Below are 18518 nucleotides of genomic sequence, written 5' to 3' on the forward strand. Positions count from 1 at the left end.
GCTCGTCCGGACGGCGACCCGGGTGGCCACCCGCCTCGGGCTGCCCGAGCCACACCGCCCGTGGCTGCCTCCGCTGCCGGCGTCCGTCGACCGGACCGAGCTGCCCGACGACCTCCCCGAGGACGGCCTGGACGGCGCGCGCTTCGGCCTCGTCGACCTGCCGGAGGAGCAACGACAGAGCGCGCTGCGCTGGTCGACCGCTGAGGGGCACTGGATGGTCGTGGGCGGGCCGGGGTCGGGCCGCACGAGCACCATCGCCTCGCTCGTCACCGCCGCAGCGGCACGATGGTCGCCGGACCGGCTGCAGGTGCAGGTCATCGGCGACGGGTCCTCCCTGCTGGCCGCGCTGTCCGAGCTGCCGCACGTCGGCAGCATCATCGACGGGGACGAGTCGACGGTGGTCGCACGCTTCCTCGACCGGCTCGAGGTCGATCTGGCCGCGCGCCGCTCGGCGGTGCGCTCCAGCGGGCACGCGACCCTGGACGCCTGGTGGTCCGCCCACGACGCGGACCCGACGCTCCCTGTCCCACCCCCGCACCTGCTCCTGGCGATCGACGGGTGGGGACGGGTCACCAGGCCGCGCGGCACCATGGATCTCGGTGAGACCGCGGAGGCCCTCGAGACGCTCATGCGCGACGGGATCGCCCTCGGGCTGAGGGTGCTCGTCGCCGGCGGTCGCGAGCTGCTGTCCGGTCGGGTGTCCTCGCTGGTCGGCACCCGGCTCGTCCTCCACCTGAGCGACCGGGGGGACGCGGCCCTGGCGGGTTTGACCCGCACAGAGTTCTCGGAGCGGCTCGTGCCCGGCCGCGCCCGCATCCAGCCGGGTGGTTACCTCGTGCAGGTGGCTGTGCCTGTTGCCCCAGCCCCCGCCTCACCGGCTGGGGACGCCCCAGCGCCGGACACCCGACCTTCGAGCACCTCACCCCCGTGGGTCGTCGAGGCCCTGCCGGAGTCGATCGGCGCCGAGGCCCTGCCCTGCGCCGACCGGGAGCGGGTGCCCCTCGGGTTCGGCGGGTCCGGCCGGGAGGCGGTGGCCTGGCGGACCGACGGTGCGCGGCGCTTCCTCGTGTGCGGGCCGGCCCGCAGTGGCCGGACCAGCGCCTTGGCGCTGCTCACCCAGCAACTGGTCGCGGCAGGAGCGCCGCTCGTCGTCCTCGGCACGGACGAGGTGGCCGCGGGCTCGGACTGCCCCGTCCTGGGGCCCGAGGACCGCGACGAGCTCGTGGCGCTGCGTCAGCGCCACCCGGACCTGGCCGTCGTCGCGGACGACATCGACCGTCTCGAGGGCAGCCCCGTCGACGACGTGCTCCGGGAGATCGTGCGTCGGCTCGACGCGGACCGGGGCCTGGTCATCGGGTCGACCTCGACCCAGACGGCCGCGAGCCAGGTCCGCGGCCTCGTCGCCGACCTCGCCCGCGCGCGCACGGGCCTGCTGCTCCAGCCGTCCGCACGATCCGACGGCGACGCGCTCGGGCTGCGCTTGCCTGCCCTGCCACGCGTGCCCGGTCGCGGCTACCTGGTCACCGAGGGCCGGGCGCAGGAGGTGCAGGTGGCCCGGCCCCGGCTCGAGGTGTCAACGGCTGAGGCGCTGACGAGTGGGGTCCTGGCGGGCGACGTGCTCACCACCCGATAGACCGACCGATCACGCGACCGGGAGTCGGGCCTCAGGCCAGTCGTGGGGTGCGTGGTGGCGTGGTGCGGCGCTCGCCCGTGGACTCGAAGGCCGCGGCGATCGTCAGCAACCGGTTGTCGTCCCACCCGCGGCCGGCGAAGGTCAGGCCCACGGGCATCCCGATGTCGGCCATCGTCCCCATCGGCACGGTGACCGTCGGGATGCCGAGGTGCCGCGGCACCAGGTTGCCGTTGGCCACCCACACGCCGTTGCGCCAGGCGAGGTCGGCCGACGCCTCGTCGACGTCCGCGTCCGCTGGCCCCACATCGGCCACCGCAGGGAAGACCACCGCGTCGAGGCCGAGCTCGTCCATCCACGCCTCGAGGTCGATCCGGCGGGTCTCCTCGAGGCCACGCAGACCCCCTTCGAGCAGGGGCAGGGTGGTGACGTCCTCGACGACGCCCACCTCACGGGCGCGGGTCACGTAGTCGGCGAGGTCGAAGTCCAGCTCGCCGTAGCGGTCCGGGAGCGCGCCGTCGGGATGGGGGAAGATCCGCGGTCCGTCGACGTCGGCGAGGCGGTGCAACCGCGGGTCACCGTTGGCCCGCAGGAAGGTCTCCCACCCCCACATCGACTGGTCCCAGATCTCCTCGTCGAGGTAGCCCTCCGGCAGCAGCCCCCGGGTGCGCACCGTGGGGGCACCGGCCCGGTCGCCGTCGTAGTTGCTCACGACGGGGAAGTCGGTCTCGACGACCTCGGCGCCGGCCGCCTCGAGGTCCGCCCGGGCGGCGGCGAAGAGCTCCAGCGAGCTCGGCCGGGGCACGATCCGCTCCCCGATCGGTCCGCCGAAGCCCACCCCGGTGCCGGCGTCGTCGTCGGTGCCGAGGTACATCCGGGGCACCCCCAACCGCAGACCGCGAAGGGGGCCCGCGTCGCCCGAGCGCAGCGCCGGGTAGGAGTCGGGGCGCACGGCCGAGGCCGCGGGAACCTCGATCCACGGCTGGGTCCGCCACAGGTCACCCGTGGTGTCGGGGTCGTCGGCGACGATGACGTCGAGGACCTCGAGCAGGTCGGACATGGTGCGGGTGTGCGGCACGACGACGTCCATCGACGGTACGAGCGGCCAGTTGCCCCGCACCGAGATCACGCCGCGCGAGGGCGTGTAGGCGCACAGGGCGTTGTTGCTCGCCGGGGCCCTCCCGGAGGACCACGTCTCCTCCCCGAGGCCGAAGGCCGCGAAGCTCGCGGCCGTCGCCGTGCCCGAACCGTTGGACGAGCCCGAGCCGAAGGCTGCGGTGAGGTAGTCACCGTTGTAGGGGCTCTCGGCGCGGCCGTACACCCCACGCTGCATCCCGCCGTTGGCCATGGGCGGCATGTTGGTCAGCCCGATGAGCACCGCTCCCCCACCCCGCAGTCGCTCGATGGTGAAGGCGTCACGCTGGGCGACGAGGTCGGCGAAGGCCGGCGACCCGCTGGCACACGTCAGCCCGGTCGCGAGGTAGGAGTCCTTGGCGGTGTACGGGATGCCGTCCAGCGGACCGAGCGTGGCCCCCTTCGCCCGGCGGGCATCGCTGGCCCGTGCGTCGGCCAGTGCCTGCGGGTTGGGCACCACGACGGCGTTGAGGCGGATGCCGGAGACGTCGTAGGCGGCGATGCGATCGAGGTAGGCGGTGACGAGCTGCTCGCTCGTGACCGCGCCCGACTCGAGGGCACGACGAAGGGAGGCGATGTCCGCCTCGACGACGTCGAAGGGGGGCATCACAGGGTCCGGTCGGGCAGGTCGGCGGCGGGTGCGAGGAGGGCGGCGACGACGCCGGTCAGGGCGAGCGCGGCCAGGCCGAGGCCGGCCCAGATCCCGGTGGTCGTGGACAGCGTCCATGCTGCGGGCAGGAGCAGCATGTTCCACACGAGCGTCGCGGTGCGCGGCCACGTGGCCCCCTTGCGCCACGCCGCGGCGAGGACGGCCAGAAGGATCGCGAAGATCAGGCAGACGACGAGCGACATTGATGCGACATTGGCGTCCTCGGCTCGACCATCGGCAAGCTCGAGCCCGTAGAGCACGGCCGTCGCCACGAGGAGCAGGCCCTCGACGAGGCACACGAGGGCGGCGACGAGGGCGGGCGCGGGCAGGGGCGAGTCGGGATGGCGCGGGGTCACGCGAGCAGCGTAAGTGACCCAACACACGCGTGCATGGAACAAGCCGTTCTCCCACACCGTTGGCATACCGAGCGGTATCTTGGACAATGGTGTGTGTATTGAGTCGTGGAGACCCCACGGGTCGTGCACTCCCGGTCGTCCACGGCACACCACTCGCCGTGCACCGATCTCCCCGACAACAAGGAGCACCACCCCCATGGATTGGCGCGATCGCGCAGCCTGTCTGGACGAAGATCCGGAACTGTTCTTCCCCATCGGCAACACCGGCCCGGCGATCGCGCAGATCGAGGAGGCCAAGAAGGTGTGCCGTCGGTGCGAGGTCATCGACACCTGCCTCAAGTGGGCCATCGAGTCCGGCCAGGATGCCGGCGTCTGGGGTGGACTGTCCGAGGACGAGCGTCGCGCGCTCAAGCGCCGCAAGGCCCGCGCCCGACGCGCCGGCTGATCCACCGCACCCCGACCGCCGTCTCCGAGCAGCCGCTCGGGGGCGGTTTCGTCATTGGCGGGGTCAGACCTCGACGCCCCGCAGCCGCACGCTGAAGCGGACCCGGGTGCCCCTCGGCTCGGCATCGGTCCACCGGATCTGGCCACCGAGGTCATGCACCATCGAGGTGACGATCCGGGTGCCCAGGCCCGCGCGGCTGGGTCGGAAGCCCGTCGGCAGCCCCGCTCCGTCGTCGACGACGGTGACGCGCAGGATGTCGACGCCGTCCGCCTCCACGGTCCGCTGGGCGTCCACGTGCACGCTGCCACCCTCGGGGATGCCGTGCTCCACCGCATTCTGCACCAGCTCCGAGAGGATGAGCCCGACCGCCGTGGCGTCCTCCGCCCGGACCATCCCGAAGGATCCGGTGACCCGGGTGTCGATCGCACCACCCGTGCTGGCGACCTCGACGATCGCCTGGAGTCCGCGCACGGCGACGTCGTCGAAGTCGAGCGCCTCGGCGAAACCGGTGCTCAGCGCCTCGTAGATCATCGCGATGACCCCGACCCGACGGACCGCCTCGGCGAGCGCCTCCTTCGCCGACCCGTCCGGCACACGCCGGGACTGCAGGCGCAGCAGGGCGGCGACCGTCTGCAGGTTGTTCTTCACCCGGTGGTGGATCTCCCGGATGGTCTGGTCCTTGGTCATCACCTCGGAACCGCGCCGGCGCAGCTCCGACACGTCCCGCACGACGACGATCGCCCCGTGGCGGGCCCGCTGCCGGACGAGCGGAACCGCCCGCATGGCGAGCGCCGCCCCACCGACCTCGACATCGGCGCGCCACGCGGCACGCCCCATGGCGACGAGGGCCACCCCTTCGTCGAGGTTGCCGGCCTGCCCGGGCAGGTTGCCGATGACCTGGACGAGGACCTCACCCTCGATCGGCCCCTGGTGCCCGAGCCGCCGGACGGCGCTCAGCGCATTGGGCGAGGCGTACTCGACGGTGCCACCCTCGTCGAGGCGCATGACCCCGTCCCCCACGCGCGGGGCGCCGTGCCGGCCGCCGCTCGGTGACGCGGGGGCCGGCCAGGTGCCGTCGGCGGCCATGGCGAAGAGCTCGTCGCTCATCGCCCCGTAGTTCTCCTCGAGGCGGGTCTGCGGGCGCCCGCTGTCGAGCTGGTCATGGATGCTCAGGATGCCGATCATCCGACCCCCTCGACGCACCGGCCGGGCCCGCTCGTGGATGAGGTCCTGGCCCCGCTCGCGCACGTGCTCGCTGGCCCCGTCCCGCGCCGCCCGATCGACGAGGTCACCGAAGACGACGTGCGCCTTCTGGCCGACGACGTCCTCGACGAAGACCATCGGCCCGGTGATCGGCCGCGTGTGCGCGGCCGCGATCCAGCCCCCTTCGTGCGCCACCCACAGGACGAGGTCACTGAAGCCGAGGTCGGCGAGCAGGTGCCAGTCCTCGACGAGCAGGTGCAGACGCTCGGTGTCGGCGGGGTCGAGCCCGGGGGTGATGCGCAGGTACTCCGCCAGCGTGCGCACGGTCAACGAGTGACCGAGCGCAGCGTACGCAGGGCGACCGAGAGCGCGGCCACGCCGGGCGAGGTGAGCTGCCGGATGCCCGCGAGCTGGGTCTGCACCCGCTCGACGGCCTCGTCGTGCTCACGCGACCACTCCTCGAACCGGGCCGCGGCGTCGTCGCCCGGGCGCTCGAGCACCGAGCGGGTCAGCGACTGGAGGGTCGCGTACAGGTCGTCGCGCAGCGCACCGCGCGCCATCGCGTCCCACTGCTCCTCACGGGGCAGGCGGGTGACGAGGATGAGCAGCTCGTCGATGCCGAAGGTCTCGGACAGCAGGTAGTAGCTCTCCGCCACCTCGAGCGGAGTGCGACCGCCCTGGTCGGCCATGTCGACGATGTCGAGCACCGAGTAGAGGTCGAGCAGGATCGCCGTGCGTCGTGCGAGGTCGGTCGGCACCCCCGAGTCGACGAGGTCCTGCGTCTTGCGCGCGAGGCGCTCGGCCTGGGAACCCCGCAGCAGCTGCGGGATCTGCGCGGCCAGCTCGGCGGCGGGCTCGGCGAAACGCTGGATCTCGTCGGTGACGTCCAGGCGCCCGGGGCGGTTGGCGAGGAACCACCGCACGGCTCGGTCCATGAGGCGGCGCAGCTCGAGGTAGAGGCGGGTCTGCACCTTGGTCGGCACGACGTTGTCGAGCGCCTCGACCCGGCCGACGAAGTCCTCGAGACCGAAGACCTCACGGCTGACGAGGAAGGCCCGCGCCACCTGCGCGGAGGTCGCGCTCGTCTCCTCGGCCGCCCGCTGGACAAAGGTGATCCCGCCCCGGTTGACCAGGTCGTTGGCGACGGTCGTCGTCACGATCTCCCGACGAAGGGGGTGGGCCCGCAGCGCGTCCCCGTAGGCCTCACGCAACGGCGTCGGGAAGTACTCGGCGAGCCGCCGCTCCGTCGCCGGGTCGTCGGGCAGGTCCGAGTCGAGCAGGTCCGCCTTGAGGGCCATCTTGGAGTACGCGAGCAGCACCGACAGCTCCGGGGAGGACAGACCCTCATCGGCGGTCATCCGGTCGTGCACCTCGCTGCTGCTCGGGAGGAACTCCAGCTCACGGTCGAGGTCGCCCCGCGCCGTCAGCGACTCCATGAGGCGCTCGTGGACGACGAGCATCGCGCCGTCCTGGGCGCGCGCGTTGCCGAGCAGGACGTTTTGCTCGTAGTTGTCCCGCAGCACCTGCTCGGCGACCTCGTCGGTCATCGAGGCGAGCAGGTCGACCCGCTCCTGCGGGTCGAGGATGCCCTGGCGGATCGCCTCGCCGAGCAGGATCTTGATGTTGACCTCGCGGTCGGAGGTGTCGACTCCGGCCGAGTTGTCGACGGCGTCGGTGTTGAGCCGCACGCCGGCGCCCGCCGCCTCGATGCGGCCGCGCTGGGTCGCGCCGAGGTTGCCCCCTTCGCCCAGCACCCGCACCCGCAGCTGCGCGCCGTCGACGCGGATGGGGTCATTGGCGCGGTCGCCCACATCGGCGTGGGACTCGCTGCCCGCCTTGACGTAGGTGCCGATGCCGCCGTTCCACAGCAGGTCGACGGGCGCCTGGAGGATGAGGTGGATCAGCTCGTTGGGGGTCATCGACGTCGCCCCGTCGAGGCCGAGGGCCTGCGCGGCCTGCTCGCTCACCGGGATCGACTTCGCGCTGCGCGACCACACGCCGCCGCCCTCACTGATGAGCGAGCGGTCGTAGTCGTCCCACGTGCTGCGCGGCAGCTCGAAGAGCCGTCGGCGCTCGGCGTGCGAGGCGGCCGCCTCGGGCTGCGGGTCGATGAAGACGTGCAGGTGGTTGAAGGCGGCGACGAGCCGGATGTGCTCGGACAGCAGCATGCCGTTGCCGAAGACGTCACCGCTCATGTCACCGATGCCGACGACGGTGAAGTCCTCGGTCTGGGTGTCGTGGCCCAACTCGCGGAAGTGGCGCTTGACCGACTCCCACGCGCCGCGCGCGGTGATGCCCATGCCCTTGTGGTCGTAGCCGACCGAGCCGCCCGAGGCGAAGGCGTCGTCGAGCCAGAAGCCGTACTCGCGCGCGATCGAGTTGGCCAGGTCGGAGAAGGTCGCCGTCCCCTTGTCGGCCGCGACGACGAGGTAGGAGTCGTCGCCGTCGTGCCGGACCACTCCCGCCGGCGGGACGATGCCGCCGTCGACGCGGTTGTCGGTCACGTCGAGCAGTCCGGAGATGAAGGCGCGGTAGGCCGATCGGCCCGCCTCCATCCAGGCCTCGCGGTCGACCGACGGGTCGGGCAGCTGCTTGCCGTAGAAGCCACCCTTGCTCCCGGTGGGCACGATGACGGCGTTCTTGACCATCTGCGCCTTGACCAGGCCCAGGACCTCGGTGCGGAAATCGTCGCGTCGGTCGCTCCACCGCAGACCACCACGTGCGACCGCGCCGAAGCGCAGGTGCACACCCTCGACCTGGGGGCTGTGGACCCAGATCTCGAAGGCCGGGTGCGGCTTGGGCATGTCCGGGACCTTGCCAGGCTCGATCTTGAAGGACATCCGCGAGAGCGGCTGGCCCTCGCCGTCGCGCACGAAGTAGCTCGTGCGCAGCGTCGCGGCGATCACCCCGAGGTAGGCGCGGATGATGCGGTCGTGCTCGAGCGAGCTGACGCCTTCGAGCGCCGACTCGATACGCGCGGTGATCTCCTGCTCCTGCGCCGCGCGCGCCTCCGCCGCGATCCCGTCGTGGGTCTGCGGGTCGAAGCGCGTCTCGAAGAGCGTGACGATGTCGGCAGCGATCTCGTGGTTGTCGACGAGCGCCGCCTCGAGGCTGGTCTGTCCCCAGCTGCTGCCGGCCTGCCGCAGGTAGCGGCCGATGGCGCGGAGCAGCCCGACCTGTCGCCAGGTGAGGCCCGACCGGATGATGAGCGCGTTGAGGCCGTCGGACTCCGTGCGGCCGGCGTGGACGGCGAGCACGGCGGACTCGACGAGCTCCCGCAGGTGCTCGTGGCTGTGTGCCTCCCACACAGCCGGGTCGGCGACGCGCAGGCTGAGGTCGTAGATGCCGGCGCTCACGCCGTCGGCGCGGGTGAGGGTGTAGGGCTCCTCCTCGATGACCCGCACCCCGAGATCGCGGAAGGTCGGCATGAGCTCGTCGAGGATGAGTTCCTCGATGCTGAAGAGCTTGAATCGCCGGATCCGCGGGTCCTCGCCGCCGCCGTGTCCGCGGCGGGGGTCGTAGAGGGCACAGGCGAAGGGAGTCCCCTCGCCCAGCGTGACGAGGTTCTTCAGGTCGGCCACGGCCTGGGCGGGCTCGAAGTCATCCGTGTAGTCCACGGGGAAGCCACCGATCCACGACTGGAGCAGCCCAGCGGCGACGTCATGGCCCAGGGCTCCGTGCGCGGTGCGCACCAGCCGCTCCTCCCAGGTGAGCACCGCGTCGGCGACGGCGGCGTCGAGCTCGCGACGCGCCTCGCCGTCGGGCAGCTGGACACCGGACGAGCCGCGCAGGATGTAGTAGAGCCGGGCCATCGGCTCCTCGGAGACGTGCGCGGTGAAGGACACCTCGTCGGCGCCGGTCGCCTCGCACATCCGCTCCTCCACCCGGTGGCGCACCGCGGTCGTGTAGCGGTCACGGGGCAGGTAGACGATGGCGGTGACGAACTGACCACCCGAGTCCAGGCGCAGGAAGGTCGCGGTCCGCATGCTGTGGACCATCTGCTGGATGCGGGTGACGACGCGACGCAGGTGCTCGACCGGCGCCTGGAAGAGCTCGTCGCGGGGGAAGGTCTCGAACAAGCGCATCGCGAACGCGCCGGAGTGGCTGTCGCGGGCCCAACCGAGGTCGGTGAGGATCCGCTCGACCTTGTCGGCGATGAGCGGGATCGTCAGCACCGAACTGGTGTAGGCCGTCGAGGAGAAGAGCCCGGCGAGACGACGCTCGATGACGCGGCCGTCGTCGTCGGTGAAGCGCACGGCCACCAGGTCGGGGTGGGTGACCCGGTGGACCGGCAGCACGGCACGCGACTTGCCGATGGACAGGCAGTTGCCCTCGGGCACCCGCTTGCCCAGCGCTCCGCCGAGCGGGGTGATGGACTCGGCGGTGGAGTCGGAGCGCAGGATGCCCAGTCCGCTCCCCGGGATCGCCGTGACCGCGCCGGCGTCGTCTGCGGCGACGTCGACGACGTGGTCACGGGACCCGATGAAGGTGAAGTGGTCGTCGACGAGCCACCGCAGGAACTCGGCCGCGGCCCGCTGCGACTCGCGCGATCCCGTGCCGCGCCCGTCCTCGAGCAACGTGGCCGTCTCGAGGACCGTCGACGTCATCGCGTCCCAGTCGTCCACGGCAGCGGCGACCGCGTCGACCACTTCGGCCACCCGCTCGCGCAGGAGCGAGACGTCGACCCGGTCGGTGAACTCGATGCGGATCCAGGACTCGTCGCGCAGCTGGGCGTCCGTGTGCCCGGACCTGGGGTCCTGGTCGACGACCTCCAGGAGCGAGCCGGCGGCGTCGCGCCGCACGACGAAGAGCGGGTGGAGGAGCAGCTGCACGCCCACGCCCTCGACACCCAGCTCGCCGAGGACCGAGTCGACGAGGAAGGGGCGGTCGGCGGTCACGACGTGGAGCACGCCGTCGACGACCTCGACGATCGTCTCGTCGGCCGCCCGACGGGCGGCGACGCGCCGGTGGGCGGTCGCCATGGCGACGAGCTGATCGGCGGTCCGGTCACCGAGGACCTCGACGTCGACGTGACGGAGGTACCGCTCGACGAAGGTGGGGTCGACGCCCGCCGTCGTGGCGGCGGCGTCGAGCTCGTGCGCGAGCCCACGTGCTGGGTCGGTGGCGGCGGGGTGGACAGGCTGCTGGGCCATGTGTGGGGCGTCCTCGATCTGCGTTGCGCGACTGGTCACGGGACCTCGCTATCCCGCGCACCGAGAGTAGCGCGCATGATCTGCGTCACGTGAACGGCCCGGTACCGCTCGCGCCCTTGTGGACGACTCCGCGACCAGCACGAGCCGACGTCGATAGGCTGACCCGACCATGCCCCCTTCGCATCCTCGCCCGGAGGACCTCGCCTCCCTGGACGCCGCACTGTCGGCCACGGCCGAGCACACCGCCACCGCGAGCGAGCAGCTGCTCGACCACATGGTCACCGTCGGCGACCACGCGACGCAGGCAGCGGTGGACGGCCTCATCGATGCGAGCGCCGATGTCCTGCGAGAAATCTCCGTCAGCGCCCGTGAGCTCACCCTCGGTCTGGCCGCGGTGGGGCCCATCTCGTCGGGGAGCGCCCACCACGACGAGGGCATCCGGGCGCCCCGCGTCAGGCAGCTGCGATGAGCCACCCGCTCCTCGGCGACCCCGCCGCGCTCAGCGCCCTGGCGGCGACCCTGCGCCGGACCGCCCTGCAGCTGTCCTCCGATGCGCAGGCCCTGCGCGAGGCGCTCGAGGACTGCGCGCCGGGCTGGACCGGTCCCACCGCCACGTCCACCCGCCGCCGAACCGCCACCGTCCTGGCCACCCTCGAGCCGGTCGCGGCCGCCCTCGACGGCTGCGGCAGGCACCTGCAGCAGGCCGCCACCGAGCTCGCAGCCACCACCGCCGACCTCCGCGCGCTCGAGGAGTCGGCGAGCGCTGCCGGATTCGAGGTGCGCGACGGTCGACTGCACCGGGCGTGGGGCATCACCGGGGTGGCGGATCACGTCGTCCAGGCCGACGGGGACCGTCGCCGGGGCGAGCTGCAGGAGCGGCTGCGACAGCTCCTCGCGACGATGGGGCGGCACCGCGCCGCGCTCGCCGCGCACTGCGACGAGGCGACGCGCCTGCTCGGACGGGCGAGCAGCGCACTGCGCGCGTGAGGCCGCTCGCGTGGCGCTAGCGTATGCCCCATGAGGATCACGCGCAGCGCCCCCCTGCCCGGTGGGGTCGAGGAGACCTTCGCCGTCATCGCGACGCAGGAGTACCAGCAGGCGAAGGTGGCAGCGCAGGCACAGCGGGCCACCGCGACGGTCACCGAGCAGACCGGCGGCAGCGTCGCGGTGCGCTCGGAGCGCCACCTGCCGACCGAGGGCATGCCCGGCCCGGTGGCCTCCATGGTCGGTGACAGCCTGACGATCACCGAGCAGCAGACCTGGCGCCCCGCCGTTGCCGACGGGTCCCGCCACGCGGACCTGGAGCTCACCGTGGCAGGGGTGCCCCTGACCCTCGTCGGGACGATCGTGCTCGCTCCGGCGGGCGCGGGGTCGACCCTCTCGATCGATGCCGACCTGCGGTGTTCCGTCCCGCTCTTCGGCAAGAAGATCGAGGAGGCGGCGCGTCCGGCGATCGAGGAGTCGATCGACCACGAGGTCGGCCAGCTGACCGACCGCCTGACCTGACGCGGCCCCTGACGCGGCCGATCAGCGCGCGGTACCCGCCTCAGGTGACGGTGCCTGCCAGCTCCGGCAGCTCGGTCACGTCGTACCAGAGCAGGTCGTCGTAGCCCGACCCCTCGTCACCCGCGTCCTCCTCGACGTGGAACGACACGACGTCGGACAGGGCGACCCTCGTCGCCGCGTCGAGGCGGGCGTCGTCACCGGTCCCCGGCGCCTCGGAGACGTCCGCGGACGCGATGACCCGGCGTCCGTCCCCCAGCGAACGAGCGGCGTCAAGGGCCTGGCACATCGCCTCGAACTCGAGGTCCTCCTCGTCGGCTGCCGGATCCGCAGCGCGCAGGGCCGCGGTCACCGCGTGCCCGTGCCGGTCGGGCAGCCGGCCCGTGGACGCGACGTCGACGAGCTCCTCCAGCAGCAGGGGCAGGTAGACGCGCATCGTCAGGCGCCCCGTGAGCGCGGGGCCGTCTTGAGCTCGGCCAACGAGTCCTGGATCGCCTGCCCGAGCAGGTCGAGGTCGGCCATCGAGTCCCGGTCGCCGTTGAGCCCGTAGTAGACGCGGCCGTCGTAGGAGGTCAGCCCGATGGCCAGACCCTGCCCGCGCCCGAGCGGCATGACCGGGTAGGTCTCGATGAGTCGGCAGCCCTCGACGTGCAGTGCCTGTTGCGGTCCCGGCACGTTGGTGATGACGAGGTTGAACAGCCGTCGCGACATGGCGCTGCCGAGGCGGGCACCGAGCGAGTGGAGCGTGGGCGGCGCGAACCCGCCGATGGAGGTGAGCGACGTGGCGCCGACCCCTTCGGCCGACGCGGACTCGATCTGCTGCCGCATCGCGAAGGCGATCTGGTGCAGACGCATCGACGGGGTGTTCTCACCGATCGGCAGGTCGATGAAGCAGGCGGTCATGGCCCCGTCGGTCAGGTGGTCCCCCGAGCCGTCCACGATGCTGATCGGCACCATGACCCGCATGGTGGAGGTACTGGTCACGGGCAAGCCGCGTGTCTGCATCCAGGTGCGCAGCGCGCCGGTCAACGTGGCGAGGATGACGTCGTTGATCCGCACGTCCTCGGCGTACCGGCCGCGCGGCAGGCGCCCTCGGATCCGGCGGTAGTCCTCGAGGTCGGTGTCGACCATGACGTAGCGGCGAGCGGCGCCCACGGTCATGTTGAGCGGCGAGTCGGGTGCGGGTCGGGCGCCGACCCGGGCCAGGGTCGAGACGACCCGGCCGGCGGTGCCGGTCACCTTGCGCCCGGTCTCCTGCAGGTCCCGCAGGCCCCCACCGATCGTCGAGACGACCCGTGCGGGGTTGAGCAGTGACCCCAGGAGCGCGTCGGTCACGAGCCGCAGGTCGGAGGGCTGGCTGCGTGCGCTCGTGGTGCCGTCGTCCACCGGCACGGCATCGGGGTCGACGAGCAGGTGGGCCAGGTCCACGGCGTGGATGCCGTCAACCATCGCCTGGTGTGCCTTGGTCACGACGGCGAAGCGGCCGCCGGCCAGACCCTCGACGAAGTACGCCTCCCACAGCGGCCGGTCCCGGTCGAGGGCACGAGCCATGATCCGGGCGACGAACTCCTCGAGGTCCTCACGCGCACCCGGGGAGGGCAAGGCGGAGCGCCGCACGTGGTAGGTCAGGTCGAAGTGCTGGTCATCGACCCACACCGGGTCATCCAGCCGTGCCGGCACCTCCCGGATGCGCTGCCGGTACCGGCCGTGGCCGGCGATGCGGTCGCCGACGACGTCGACGAAGCGGTCGTAGTCAAAACCGTCGGCCGGCGGTTCGAAGACCATCACCGACCCCACGTGCATCGGCAGGGTCGGCTCCTCGACGTAGAGGAAGGCCGCGTCCAGGGCACCCAGTCTGTTCACCACGAGGTCATCGTGGCATGCGCGCCGCGGCATGGCACACCCCTGCACTGTGACGGTGGACGCTCAGCCGCGTCGCCTCAGCAGGCCGCGAGCCGACGAGCGCCCGGTGGGCGCGGCCGCTCCGGTCCACGTGGCCGCCAGCTGGACGATCGCGCGCCGCAGCGGGCTGTCCGGCGCGCACTCCCTGAGGGTCGCTCCGGCCAGCAGCGCCGCGTCGGTGGCAGCCGGGTCGTCGGGCAGGAAGGTGATGCCCTCGACCCCGGCGAATCGCGCGAGCGACTCCTCCACCCGCCGTGCGGGGTCGGACCCGACCGACGAGGCGCGCAGTCGGTTGACCACCGGGCGGGGTGCGGGCGAGGACACCTGCCCCACGCCCTGGACGGCGCGCACCATGCGCTGCAGGCCGATGGGATCAGCCGAGCCGACGAGGACGAGGTCGTCGGCCTCGGCCAGGCCGCTCAGCGTCGTGGCATTGCGCCGGGGCGCGGCCGTGTCGTAGCTGAGCTCCTCGTCGTCCTCGATGCCGAAGCCGAGGTCGAGGACGACGAACGCGGCGAGGGAGCGGGCCAACTCGATGACGTGCTCGACGGCGGCCGAGCGGACCTCGGGCCAGCGACTCGGTGTCGGGACGCCGGTGAGCACCCGGAAGCGGGGCGAGACCTCGACGGCGAGGCGGGCGAGCGCGACGAGATCGAGGGTGCCCAGCTCGGAGGCGCGCGCCGCCGCGGCCAGGCCGGGCGCCTCGTCGAGCACGCTGAGCAGCTGTGCGACCGCCGCGCCATAGGTGTCGAGGTCGATCAGGACCGTGGGTGCCCCCGCCGCGGCGAGCTCGCTCGCGAGGTTGACGGCGAGCGTGCTGCGGCCCGGCGCGCCCGTGGGGCCCCAGACGGCGATGACCCTGCCCCGCGTCGGCTCCGAGAGCGGTGGAGGCGGGGGTGGGGTCAGGTCCGTGACCGGCTCGATGGGGGCTGTGGGCGGGTCCTCGCCCGGCATGAGGTCGACCCGGGTCGGGTCGAAGGGGGCGGCACCGGCCGTCGTCGTGAGGACCTCGACGAGGTCCTCACGTGGAGTGGCCAGGTGCACGTGGCGGTGCACGCCGAGCTGCCGCAGGTGCCGCTCCTCGCTCTCGGCTCCCTCCCGGCTCGCGCCGACGACGGCGACTCCGTGGGCGCGCAGGTGGGACAGGGCGTCCCGGTCCAGCCCCCGCAGGTCCGCCGAGATCAGCGCAAGGTCACCCAGGCCGGCTGACGCAGCGGCCAGCAGGTCGGCGAGGTCGACGCACCGGCGCCCCACGGTGACACCGGGCAACCGGTCGACGACCTCGACCATCCTTCCCTCCCAGCCGTGGGAGAGCGCGGTGAGCACCGTGACCGACATCAGTCCTGCTTCTCCGGGCTCCCGGCCTCGATGACGAGCTTGATCGGGCGGTCGTCGTCGTCGAGCGAGACCAGCTCGGCCACGAGGTCCTTGGGGACGACGAGGATGGCCGCCGAGCCCGCGCCCGAGCCCATGACGCCACCCGAGGTCCGGGGCAGCGAGTGGACCGTGACGCGGCGGGCGAAGACCTCGTAGGTCGGCGGGGCGTCCGACCGCCGGCCGTCCTGCGTCGGCTCGGGGGGCTGCGGCGCGAGCACGGTCACCCGCGAACCCTTCGTCAGGTTGGTCAGGGACACCGGGTCCACGCGCACCGGCACCCGCTGCACCTCGAGGTCGAGGGGGCTGACGACGGCCGATCGCGGCAGCAGCTCACCCGGTCGCAGGGCCCGGTCGACGACGGCGCCCTCGGGCAGGGCCTGGGTGGATCGGACGTAGGTCGCCGCGCCCTCCCCCAGCTGGACGTCCACCCGCTTGAGGTCGCCCTCGGAGATCGTCTCGCCGGGTGTCAGGGACCCGCTCGCGGCCCAGACCCCGACGCGGTCGTCGGCCGCGCGGAAGGCCAGTGCGCCGAGGACGACGGAGAGCAGGACCAGCAGGATCCCGATGAGCAGCCGGGTGTCCTTCCACGACGGCTTGGTCAGGCGTCGCGCGGTGGGCGTGGGCAGCGAGCTCACGTCGCTCCTTCGGGGCATCGAGGGGTGATGGGCCACGCAGCATCATGCCCCGATGTGGCCGTCCTCGCCCGACGATCATCCACAGGGGTCCGGTCCGGGCTCGGCGGCGCGGGCCCCGGTGGCAGACTTGGGGGCATGGCCCGCCGCTTCGTCCCGCTCACCGAGGTCTCCGAGGTTCTCGGCATCTCGGCTGCACAGACCTATGCACTCGTGCGCAGCGGGGACCTGCCGGCCATCAAGGTCGGCGGCCGGGGCCAGTGGCGGGTCGAGGTCGATGAGCTCGACGCCTACATCGAGCGGATGTACGCGCAGACCCGCGAGTTCGTCCGGCGCGGCGGCACCGAGGACTGACCCTCAACCGCTCGCTCACGAGGAGCTGATGGCCGCGACCGCGGCGAAGGGGATGACCCGCTCGCCCCGGAGGTGCTCGGCCCGGCGCGGACTGTCCAGCGGGTGCTCGGCGATGTCGAAGGCATCGGCGCCCACGGCGTCGATCGTGCCGTGCACGGTGCCGCCGTCCACGTCGAGCACCACCACGGCCCGTCGGTCACGACTGATCCCCCGCAGGGCCGAGCCGATCCCGAACCTGCGTGCCCTCGTGTCGTCCCGCGGACGGCCCAACCCCGAGACACCGAGCACCGCGGTCGTCGCCACGAGCAGCTGACGACCTCCTCCCTCGGTGAGCAGCAGCCACCCGTCACCCGAGTCGGCGAGCTGCCCGCGCGCCACGGTCCCGCCCCGCAACCGGACGACGAGGGAGGACCCGAGTGCACCGGCCAGGCGAGCACCCAGGGTGACCTTGGAGCGTTCGGTCCGGGTGCGCTCGGCGACCTCCGCGTCCAGCTCGAGCCGTGTCTGGGCGGCCAGCTGCGCCTCGAGGTCGTCGAAGAGTCGGTCCCATCGCACCCGCCCAATCTAGGCCCGTCCGGCCATCGCCGATGACTCCACCTGTTGCCAAGAGCCAAGCGGCATGGTTTGCTGTCGATCAACAGCAAACGACATCAAACAGCATGTTTTGATGTTCAACGTGACCGAGGGTCACCAGAAGGGGAGATCGACATGGGGGCAGCCATCGCGCGAACGCTGGCCACCGGGGTGACCTTGGCCGCGCTGCCCGGCGGCGTCGCGCTCACCACGGCCCGGGTCGCCGGTGGCCGGCGGGCGCTCGGCCAGGGCCTGGCCACGGGCGGCGACCCCTCCGCGGCCGTGCTCGGCCTCGTGAGCCTGCTCGCAGCGCTCGTCGTCTGCTGGCTGACGTGCGGGCTCGCGCTGGCCGTCATGGCCGAGGCTCCCGGCCGTGTCGGCGCGGTGGCCGCCCGCCTGCGCGACCGGGTGACGCCAGCAGTCGTCCGGCGGTGGGCCGCCATCACCCTCGGGGCCTCCGTGACGGCCTCGGTGCTGCCCGGGACCGCCGTCGCGGCCGTGCAGGCGACGCCCCGGACGGGCACCCCGGATCCGGGGTGGCTCCCTTCGCCGACGACCGCCCCCGCCACGTCGGTCGCGACGAGCTCTCCGACCGGGCTGCCCGACCCCGGCTGGACCGGCCGGCCGGCGACCACCCCCACCACGCGCACGGAGTCCACGGGGACCTCCCCGACGAGCACGCCCGCGGTTCGTCCGTCCACCTCTGCGCCGATCCCCGGGTGGACGCCCCGTCGTCCGTCGGCTCGGCACCGCACGGACTCCCGCCTGCTCACGGGCCGGCACCGGGTCGACCCCGTCGACGAGGTCGTGGTCCGGCGCGGCGACAGCCTCTGGACCATCGCCGCCGCCCGGCTCGGTCCCGATGCGACCGCGAGCGAGGTCGCCCGGGCGTGGCCCCGGTGGCACGCCGCCAATGCCGAGCGCATCGGCCCCGACCCCCACCTACTCCTCCCCGGCACCCGGCTCAGCCCACCGACCCACGACCACGACCACGACCAGCACAGCCCGGGGGCGACCCCGATGACGAAGGGGACCCGATGACCACCACACCTCCGCTCCAGGTCCTCCCGGCTCCGCGCAGCGGCCCGGTCGGGATCCCGTTGCCCACCCACGCCCAGGGGCGGGAGGAGCGGCTGCGCGCCACGGCTTCCTACGTCCAGGACGCCTTGGCCGTGGACTTCACCACGGCCCGGGACGAGGACGAGTACGCGCCACGACCCACGCGGGTGTGCGACCTGCCCGACCCACGTGACTGGGCGGCCCACATCGCCCAGGGCCTGGTCGAGGTCATGCACGGCGTGCGCCCGCCCAGCCAGGTCATGCGGTGGACCACCCCCGAGGTCTACGCCGTCGTCGCCCGTCGGGGGTCGCGAGCGGCCCGACGACGCGCCGCCCGGGGCTCGGCCCACCGCACGCGCGTGATCCGGGTGCACCTGTGCGAGCCCGCGCCGGAGGTCGTCGAGGCATCCGTCGTCCTCGTCGACGGCGGCCGGGTGCGCGCCCTCGCGCTGCGCCTGACCGCCCGTGACCGACGGTGGGTCGTCGAGGCGCTCCAGGTCGGCTGACCACCACACGCACATCGGCCCGGGCCCCACGCGGGGCCCGGG

Annotated in this window: 17 protein-coding genes; 8 read left to right on the forward strand and 9 right to left on the reverse strand. The window is 72.9% G+C overall.

Annotation, left to right across the window (positions count from 1 at the left end; genetic code table 11):
- The coding region (locus JAN01S_RS14010) for an FtsK/SpoIIIE domain-containing protein (RefSeq protein WP_218000051.1) at positions 1-1633 on the forward strand (1633 nt) is incomplete at its 5' end.
- A 31-nt stretch (positions 1634-1664) separates the two neighbouring features.
- Here JAN01S_RS14010 and JAN01S_RS14015 read toward each other — a convergent pair.
- Positions 1665-3371, reverse strand: a complete 1707-nt coding sequence (locus JAN01S_RS14015) for an amidase (protein WP_068319233.1) — start codon at positions 3369-3371, stop codon at positions 1665-1667.
- Positions 3371-3769 carry a hypothetical protein gene (locus tag JAN01S_RS14020; protein WP_068319234.1) on the reverse strand — a complete coding sequence of 133 codons (399 nt, stop codon included), beginning with the start codon at positions 3767-3769 and terminating at the stop codon, positions 3371-3373. The genes JAN01S_RS14015 and JAN01S_RS14020 overlap by 1 nt, the downstream gene beginning before the upstream one ends.
- 196 nt (positions 3770-3965) lie before the next feature.
- Between JAN01S_RS14020 and JAN01S_RS14025 the strand changes: the two genes are divergently transcribed.
- Positions 3966-4214, forward strand: coding sequence for a WhiB family transcriptional regulator (locus JAN01S_RS14025; protein WP_068319235.1), 249 nt, complete (start codon positions 3966-3968; stop codon positions 4212-4214).
- A 63-nt stretch (positions 4215-4277) separates the two neighbouring features.
- Here JAN01S_RS14025 and JAN01S_RS14030 read toward each other — a convergent pair whose 3' ends face one another.
- Both JAN01S_RS14030 and JAN01S_RS14035 read right to left on the reverse strand, forming a co-directional pair.
- Positions 4278-5741: a sensor histidine kinase gene (locus tag JAN01S_RS14030; protein WP_068319236.1), complete on the reverse strand. Its 1464-nt coding sequence runs from the start codon at positions 5739-5741 to the stop codon at positions 4278-4280.
- Positions 5742-5743: 2 nt separating this feature from the next.
- On the reverse strand, positions 5744-10570 hold the full coding sequence (locus tag JAN01S_RS14035) for an NAD-glutamate dehydrogenase (protein ID WP_068319237.1): 4827 nt from the start codon (positions 10568-10570) through the stop codon (positions 5744-5746).
- Between the two features lie 169 nt (positions 10571-10739).
- Between JAN01S_RS14035 and JAN01S_RS14040 the strand changes: the two genes are divergently transcribed.
- Genes JAN01S_RS14040 through JAN01S_RS14050 form a run of 3 tightly spaced genes read left to right on the forward strand, consistent with a single transcriptional unit; the run spans position 10740 to position 12076 of the window.
- Positions 10740-11039, forward strand: coding sequence for a hypothetical protein (locus JAN01S_RS14040; protein ID WP_068319238.1), 300 nt, complete (start codon positions 10740-10742; stop codon positions 11037-11039).
- Complete coding sequence (locus tag JAN01S_RS14045; protein ID WP_068319239.1) at positions 11036-11557, forward strand: hypothetical protein; 522 nt, start codon at positions 11036-11038, stop codon at positions 11555-11557. Before JAN01S_RS14040 ends, JAN01S_RS14045 begins: the two co-directional genes overlap by 4 nt.
- Before the next feature lie 30 nt (positions 11558-11587).
- On the forward strand, positions 11588-12076 hold the full coding sequence (locus JAN01S_RS14050; RefSeq protein WP_068319240.1) for a DUF2505 domain-containing protein: 489 nt from the start codon (positions 11588-11590) through the stop codon (positions 12074-12076).
- A 40-nt stretch (positions 12077-12116) separates the two neighbouring features.
- On the opposite strand, the gene JAN01S_RS14055 is transcribed toward JAN01S_RS14050, so the two are convergent.
- From JAN01S_RS14055 to JAN01S_RS14070, 4 genes are read right to left on the reverse strand one after another with little or no spacing between them, the layout of a single operon-like run.
- Positions 12117-12509, reverse strand: a complete 393-nt coding sequence (locus tag JAN01S_RS14055) for a DUF6912 family protein (protein WP_068319241.1) — start codon at positions 12507-12509, stop codon at positions 12117-12119.
- 2 nt (positions 12510-12511) lie between these two features.
- Positions 12512-13939 (reverse strand): WS/DGAT/MGAT family O-acyltransferase, encoded by a 1428-nt coding sequence (locus tag JAN01S_RS14060; RefSeq protein ID WP_068319242.1) that lies wholly within the window; start codon positions 13937-13939, stop codon positions 12512-12514.
- Positions 13940-13999: 60 nt separating this feature from the next.
- Positions 14000-15313 (reverse strand): CpaE/TadZ family protein, encoded by a 1314-nt coding sequence (locus JAN01S_RS14065; RefSeq protein ID WP_068319243.1) that lies wholly within the window; start codon positions 15311-15313, stop codon positions 14000-14002.
- The gene (locus JAN01S_RS14070; RefSeq protein WP_068319244.1) at positions 15313-15987 is read right to left on the reverse strand and encodes an SAF domain-containing protein; all 675 of its coding nucleotides are present in this window, start codon (positions 15985-15987) and stop codon (positions 15313-15315) included. The genes JAN01S_RS14065 and JAN01S_RS14070 overlap by 1 nt, the downstream gene beginning before the upstream one ends.
- Positions 15988-16122: 135 nt before the next feature.
- Between JAN01S_RS14070 and JAN01S_RS14075 the strand changes: the two genes are divergently transcribed.
- Positions 16123-16338, forward strand: a complete 216-nt coding sequence (locus tag JAN01S_RS14075; protein ID WP_068319245.1) for a helix-turn-helix domain-containing protein — start codon at positions 16123-16125, stop codon at positions 16336-16338.
- Positions 16339-16353: 15 nt separating this feature from the next.
- On the opposite strand, the gene JAN01S_RS14080 is transcribed toward JAN01S_RS14075, so the two are convergent.
- The gene (locus JAN01S_RS14080) at positions 16354-16893 is read right to left on the reverse strand and encodes a hypothetical protein (protein ID WP_068319246.1); all 540 of its coding nucleotides are present in this window, start codon (positions 16891-16893) and stop codon (positions 16354-16356) included.
- A 153-nt stretch (positions 16894-17046) separates the two neighbouring features.
- Here JAN01S_RS14080 and JAN01S_RS14085 point away from each other — a divergent pair, with 153 nt between their 5' ends.
- Together JAN01S_RS14085 and JAN01S_RS14090 are read left to right on the forward strand one after the other, a co-directional pair.
- Positions 17047-17952, forward strand: coding sequence for a LysM peptidoglycan-binding domain-containing protein (locus tag JAN01S_RS14085; protein ID WP_068319247.1), 906 nt, complete (start codon positions 17047-17049; stop codon positions 17950-17952).
- Complete coding sequence (locus tag JAN01S_RS14090) at positions 17949-18476, forward strand: Rv3235 family protein (protein ID WP_068319248.1); 528 nt, start codon at positions 17949-17951, stop codon at positions 18474-18476. The genes JAN01S_RS14085 and JAN01S_RS14090 overlap by 4 nt, the downstream gene beginning before the upstream one ends.
- Positions 18477-18518: the final 42 nt, after the last annotated feature.

This window comes from Janibacter anophelis NBRC 107843 (assembly GCF_001570945.1).
GTDB classification, from domain to species: Bacteria; Actinomycetota; Actinomycetes; order Actinomycetales; family Dermatophilaceae; genus Janibacter; species Janibacter anophelis.

Coding starts and splice junctions, on each gene's coding strand:
- JAN01S_RS14035 (WP_068319237.1), bottom strand. CDS start 10,570: ATGGCCCAGCAGCCTGTCCACCCCGCCGCCACCGACCCAGCACGTGGG.
- JAN01S_RS14090 (WP_068319248.1), top strand. CDS start 17,949: ATGACCACCACACCTCCGCTCCAGGTCCTCCCGGCTCCGCGCAGCGGC.
- JAN01S_RS14040 (WP_068319238.1), top strand. CDS start 10,740: ATGCCCCCTTCGCATCCTCGCCCGGAGGACCTCGCCTCCCTGGACGCC.
- JAN01S_RS14025 (WP_068319235.1), top strand. CDS start 3,966: ATGGATTGGCGCGATCGCGCAGCCTGTCTGGACGAAGATCCGGAACTG.
- JAN01S_RS14085 (WP_068319247.1), top strand. CDS start 17,047: ATGGGGGCAGCCATCGCGCGAACGCTGGCCACCGGGGTGACCTTGGCC.
- JAN01S_RS14015 (WP_068319233.1), bottom strand. CDS start 3,371: ATGCCCCCCTTCGACGTCGTCGAGGCGGACATCGCCTCCCTTCGTCGT.
- JAN01S_RS14055 (WP_068319241.1), bottom strand. CDS start 12,509: ATGCGCGTCTACCTGCCCCTGCTGCTGGAGGAGCTCGTCGACGTCGCG.
- JAN01S_RS14075 (WP_068319245.1), top strand. CDS start 16,123: ATGGCCCGCCGCTTCGTCCCGCTCACCGAGGTCTCCGAGGTTCTCGGC.
- JAN01S_RS14045 (WP_068319239.1), top strand. CDS start 11,036: ATGAGCCACCCGCTCCTCGGCGACCCCGCCGCGCTCAGCGCCCTGGCG.
- JAN01S_RS14050 (WP_068319240.1), top strand. CDS start 11,588: ATGAGGATCACGCGCAGCGCCCCCCTGCCCGGTGGGGTCGAGGAGACC.
- JAN01S_RS14065 (WP_068319243.1), bottom strand. CDS start 15,313: ATGTCGGTCACGGTGCTCACCGCGCTCTCCCACGGCTGGGAGGGAAGG.